This is a genomic window from bacterium, from assembly GCA_016873475.1.
In the GTDB taxonomy this organism is placed as follows: domain Bacteria; phylum Krumholzibacteriota; class Krumholzibacteriia; order JACNKJ01; family JACNKJ01; genus VGXI01.
Window position 1 is genome coordinate 1 of the sequence record VGXI01000308.1, and the last position, 2,916, is coordinate 2,916.

General features: G+C 75.3%; 3 protein-coding genes. All 3 read left to right on the forward strand.

Annotated elements, in window-relative coordinates; translation table 11 throughout:
* A partial coding sequence (locus tag FJ251_15105) for a dehypoxanthine futalosine cyclase (protein MBM4119030.1) occupies window positions 1-630 on the forward strand: 630 nt, incomplete at its 5' end.
* 174 nt (window positions 631-804) lie between these two features.
* Window positions 805-2,523 carry a TolC family protein gene (locus FJ251_15110; protein MBM4119031.1) on the forward strand — a complete coding sequence of 573 codons (1,719 nt, stop codon included), beginning with the start codon at window positions 805-807 and terminating at the stop codon, window positions 2,521-2,523.
* Window positions 2,520-2,916 (forward strand): hypothetical protein (locus tag FJ251_15115; GenBank protein ID MBM4119032.1); only part of this gene is annotated, 397 nt, incomplete at its 3' end. The genes FJ251_15110 and FJ251_15115, both read left to right, overlap by 4 nt.

Consider the following 2,916-nt stretch of genomic DNA (forward strand, 5'->3'; position numbering starts at 1 on the left):
ATCGCCGAGTTCTCGGGGCTCGACCTGGAGACCACGATCCGCCGCCTCGCCCGCGCGGGGCTCGACTCCATCCCCGGCGGCGGCGCGGAGATCCTCGTCGACCGCGTGCGGCGCAAGCTCTCGCCGCTCAAGGACAGCGCGGACGAGTGGCTCGAGGTGATGGAAGTCGCCCACCGCCTCGGCCTGCGCACGACGGCCACGATGATGTTCGGCCACGTCGAGACGCCGGCCGAGATCGTCGAGCACCTGGAGCGCCTGCGCGCTCTGCAAGATCGCACCGGCGGCTTCACGGCCTTCATCCCCTGGACCTTCCAGCCGGACAACACGCACCTGCACACGCCGCGCGCGACGGCCGTGGAGTACCTGCGCGTGCTCGCGCTCAGCCGGCTCTACCTCGACAACTTCGCCAACCTCCAGCTCTCCTATGTGACGATGGGCGCCAAGATCGGCCAGATCGCCATGCGCTTCGGCGCGAACGACTTCGGCAGCCTGATGCTGGAGGAGAACGTGGTCAGCCAGGCCGGCGCCAGCTTCCTCATGGAGCGCAGCGAGATCGAGCGCCTGATCCGCGACGCCGGCTTCACGCCCGTGCTGCGCAACCAGCGCTACGAGGTGCTGGCGGTGCTGTAGCAGGCCGCGGCAGCGGCCGGGAGCGCCCGATGGAGATCTTCATCGCCTTCCTGCTCGGACTGGGCCTGGCGGCGCCTGCTGCGCCCGCGCCGGCGCGCCTCCCGCTAGGCCCAATGCGGAGCCTGTTATCCTTATTACCTAATTGACCTGGCGTCCCGCCTCGCCGGTGCTATCATGCCCTCTCGCGGTCGAGGTCCGCCTTCCCCGCGTCCTTCCGCGCCCGATCCCCTGCCAGCCGGGAGAGCCGTTTCCATGCCTGTTCAACTGCCGTCCTGCCGCCGCATCCTCGTCTTCGCCTGCGTCTACCTGCTCGGTCCCCTGGTGCCGCCCGTGGGAACGCCGGCCGCCGGCGCCGCGACCCCGGCCCTGACCGCGATCCCGGACAGCGCCCTCGCAGCCGCGCTGGCCGCGCTCCCCGGCGAGCGCCTCAGCCTGGACGAGGCGATCGCGTCCGCCCTTGCCGACGGCAGCGCCCTGCGCCTCGCGGCCGCGGCTCGCGAGGCCGCGGCCGGGGCCGCGCGCCGCGAGCGCGGCGCCTTCTGGCCCGAGCTCTTCGCCGAGCTCAGCACGGCGAACGACGAGCAGCCGACGGCCAGCGTCTTCGCCGGCGCCGCCCTGCTCGAGACGGAGACGCGCAGCGCGAGCGGCGGCCTGCGCTGGCAGTTGCCGACGGGTACGCAGCTCGCTGCCAGCCTGAGCGCCCTGCGCAGCACGACGAACTCCAGCTTCACGAGCCTCTCACCCCAGATCGACGGCCACGGCGAGCTCGCGCTCACGCAGCCGCTCCTGAAGGGCTTCGGTCCCGGCGCGCGCGGCGAGCTGGCGGCGACGCGCGCCGAGCGCGCGCTGGCGGAGGCGCTCTACGCCGACGCCCGCCTGGCGACCGCCGCCGAGGTCGAGACCGCCTACTGGGCGCTCTACGCCGCCGAGCGCGACCTCGCCGTGCAGCAGCTCATCGCCGAGCAGGCGCGCAGCTTCCTGCGCGAGGCCGAGCTGCGCGCGCAGGCGGGCATCGTCGGTCCGGGGGCCGTCGCCTCGGCGCAGGCCTTCCTCGCGCAGCAGGGCCAGGTCCTGCTCGACAGCGAGGAGCAGCTCGACCAGCTCTCCGAGCGCCTGGCCACCCTGATGGGGCGGCGGCCCAGCGCGGCGGCCCGCTTCCGCGCCGAGGGCGAGCCGCCGGCGAGCTGGCCGGCCGCCGCCGAGGCGTCCCTCGTCGAGCTCGCGACGGAGCGGAACCTCGTCCTCGCGGCGGCGGGGGAGAGCCTGGGTGCGGCCAGGGCGCGCAGCCGCGCAGCGCGCTGGAACGCGCTGCCGCAGCTCGATGTGTTCGGCGCCCTCGGCGGTCGCGGGCTCGGTGGCCGCGGCCGCGACCTGATCGTCGACTTCGGCGGCAGCGGCCCCGACACCCTGCGCAACGCGGCCGACATCGGCTACGGCGACACCGTCGAGCAGGTGCTGGGCCGCGACTATCCGAGCTGGCGCTGGGGCCTGCGCCTGAGCCTGCCCCTGGGCGGGCGCGATCGCGGCGAGCGCGACCGTCTGCGCGCCGAGCAGGCGCGCGCCGAGGCGGCCCATGAGGACGCCCGCCGCGCGCTCGCCGAGGCCGTGCGCGCGCAGCACCGCGAGCTGGCCCGCAGCGAGGCGCGGCTCGCCCTGGCCGCGACCGGCGTCGACGCCTCGCTCGAGCAACTCCGCATCGGCAGCGCCGAATTCACGAGCGGCCGCGCGACCGCCTTCGAGCTCGTGCGGCTGGCCGCCGAGCTGGCCGATGCCCAGCGCCGCTACTCGGTGGCGCTCGTTCGCAGCGCCCGCGCGGGCGCCGCGCTGCGCCGACTCACCGCGGGGGGCTACCCGGCCGCCGTCGCCACCGCCGAAGAGGGAGGCACCCGATGAACCGCCACGCGCTGCCAGTCCGACTGGCCGCCGCTCTCGCCGCGGCCGCGCTTCTCCCCCTCGCGCTCGCGCTGGCGGCCGGCTGCGGCCAGCGCGGCCAGGCGGGCGGCGGCTTCCAGATGCCGCCGATGCCCGTCGAGACCGCGACGGCGACCAGCGGCGGGCTCGTCGATCGCTTCACGGTGGTGGGCTCGCTCGCGGCCAGCGACGCGATCGACGTCGTCACCGAGATCGACGCCGCCGTGTGCAGCCTGCCCTTGCGCGAGGGGCAACCGATCGCCGCCGGCGGACTGATCGCCCAGCTTGACGACAGCGAGCTGGCCGCCCAGGCCGAGCGCGCCCGCGCCCTGCGCGATCAGCGCCAGGCCAGCCACGCGCGCGTCGCGGCGAAAA